The sequence below is a fragment of the Terriglobia bacterium genome, assembly GCA_020073205.1.
Lineage (GTDB): Bacteria > Acidobacteriota > Polarisedimenticolia > Polarisedimenticolales > JAIQFR01 > JAIQFR01.
Genome location: JAIQFR010000206.1, coordinates 1 through 2,573, shown reverse-complemented (window position 1 = coordinate 2,573; position 2,573 = coordinate 1). Strand labels below are relative to the sequence as shown.

Annotated in this window: 2 protein-coding genes; one reads left to right on the top strand and one right to left on the bottom strand. The window is 64.8% G+C overall.

The features are described 5' to 3' along the window. Window positions 1–1,349: hypothetical protein (locus LAO51_20445; protein MBZ5641116.1), on the bottom strand; the 1,349-nt coding region annotated here is incomplete at its 3' end. An 820-nt stretch (window positions 1,350–2,169) separates the two neighbouring features. On the opposite strand from LAO51_20445, the gene LAO51_20440 reads away from it, so the two are divergent. Further along, window positions 2,170–2,573: hypothetical protein (locus LAO51_20440; GenBank protein MBZ5641115.1), on the top strand; the 404-nt coding region annotated here is incomplete at its 3' end.

Sequence of the window (2,573 nt, the reverse complement as noted above, 5' to 3'; positions counted from 1 at the left end):
CCCGCCGAGGTCCCGATGTCCTGGAAATAGATCTTGGCGCCCCGGGCGATCCCGTCGTCGTAGTTGACGGTGGGCGTGTGCGTGGTGTCGGGATTCGAGGTCATGTTCGAAATCGAGCCTGCGGCGTGCTGGCTCGTCCAGGTGCCGTGGCCTCCATCGGCCGTGAGGTAACCGTTCACGCAGACGTCGCCGCCGTAATTGTCGTACCCGACGACCTTTCGGTGCGAGGATCCCAGGGTGCCCACCGTGGTCGTGTCCTGGGCGAAGTGCTCCATCTCCGTGTTGAGCCCGGTGTCCATCATGGTGATGATCTGGGCCGAGCCGCTCTTGCTGCCGTCGAGCCCCTCGTTCCAGAGCTGCCAGCCGGTCAGCGTGTTCGTGGTGAACACCCCGTTGTTCTGGAGGATCATCGGGATGGCCGTCGGGGAGGACGACGACGCCAACAGCTGCGGGTAGGTCTTCTCCGCGATCAGCTTGACACCGGGGATCCTGGCGAGGTCGGGAACGGATTCGGGAGCCGCCTCGACTTCGATCACGGTCAGCTCGGGGTTGGAGACGATCCTCTCCGGTTGCGGGTAGATGCCCAGGAGCCCCAGCCCGCTCAGGACCTCTTGGACGTCGGCGCCCTTGTGCAGGGTCAGCTCGAACGCCCAGGGCCGCATCGCGCCCGTGACCGAGTCGTAGACCTCGTCCACCGGGATCTGCTCGAGTCCGATCCGGGGGCTGATCTTGTAAGCCGGATGGAAGTCTCCGACGAAGGTGACGAAGGGAAGGGCCTTGACCGCGGCGTAGGCGCCGGTCGGGATCTTGGCGACGTACGTGTTGGTGTTCACGTACTCGCCCAGTACCGCGCCGGCCGCCTCGAGGGCGTCCACCTGCGCCTGATTGCGCGTGAAGCCCTTGATCTTGACGAGATAGAAACCTTCCTCCCGGCCGAGCTGGCTGCCCGCGTCCAGCAGGAGGTCCGCCGGCATCCGCTCGAGCGCCGCGTTGGGCGCCTTCGCATTGAACATCGCGACGCCGTCGATCTGGATCTCGTCCTCGGTCATGGCTTCGGCTCGCTTGCCGACCAGGGTGTACGGAGGAAGGGCGGTCCTATAGGGCCACCAGGCCTGGCCCCTTCGGACCTCCGGCCGATGCATGACCGCCGTCGATCTCGGGCCGGACGACTTCGGGCCCGCGATGTCCTCCCGGCCCACCGGGTTTCCTTCGCCGTCGGTGAACGCCTTGACTTTCTGAGACGTTCCGCTCGACGACGTCTGATCCGGAGGCGGTCCCGCGGCGAAGACCACCGCCGCGGTCGCGAAAAGTGCCGTTATGATCAAGACTCCCAAGAGGCTCCTGCGCATCGTGTCCTCCTCTATCGCTTATCTTTCCCGGTCAAGTCGACCGTCGACTTCGAGACGCTGCGATCCACGGACGCCCGCGACGCGACAATCCTCCCGTCGCGCCCGCCGCATCGCTCGATCGCCCTGCTCTTTCCTGTCCGGCGTGTTACGGATGATGATGGCCTCGAACGCAACGAGGATCGGTGCCGGCCGAGCGCCGTGGCCCACTCGCCTTCGCGAGATCAACTCGACGGACGGCGTGGTTCATGGGGCCAGAAGCATCGCCGGCCACGCCCGACGGGTCTCGAGAAACACGATCGAACGCGCTTACCCCGTCGGATGAGCCGATCTCCCGGTCGCGATAATGCCCTTCGTGGGACAGGTCTTCTTGCGACTATCTTTCACGGCGATGGTCCCCTCGTTGCTCTGCGCCACCCGACAGATCCGTCGGGCCGGAGACCCACGCCGAATCTGAACGATCAGCGGGCTGTGCCCCTCCGCGTCCAATGTCGGTAGACATGTGCCCGCCATGGGTATGCTTGTACGGTCAGAGTCGCCCATTGTCCATAGCGCAGTTCGACATTTTCGCCGGCATTTCTTGCGGTTCCGCGATCAGCGAGAAGCGCCGAATTCGACGACGTCGCCGCTCTAGTCAAATTCCTAGATGTCTTAAAGGAACCTTTTCTTCTCCGTTGAGTCCGCAATCGCGACGGGATATATTTCAGAGACCCGCCGCATCCACGCGGATCAGGTATGGGCCGACGTTTCTTGACACTTCGGAGCGTGCGACCCTACGCTTTCGTGCTCGCGATGTGCGAGCCTCCGGCGGCACGGGCGAGTGATGATTCGATCAGAACCTCACGGCGGCACGATCCGTTCCCGACAACCCAACCGCGTCGCTCGGCGGACCGACGCGACCCTGCGCCGTTCTGCCCTCCTCGCGGCGATCGGTGCCGGGATCGTCGTGCTGACGCTCGTGGCGTTCCAAGGCGCGCTCGGTAACGGGTTCGTCAACTACGACGACGGCGTCTACGTCACCGCCAACGCGCACGTTCAGAAGGGGCTCACCGCGGACTCGATCGCGTGGGCCTTCACCGCCACCGAGTGCTCCAACTGGCACCCGCTCACCTGGCTCTCCCACATGCTCGACGTCCAGCTCTTCGGCCTCGACGCGGGCCGGCATCACCTGGTGAGCCTGCTCCTCCACGCCGCAAACGCGCTCCTGCTCTTCCTCCTGCTCGTCCG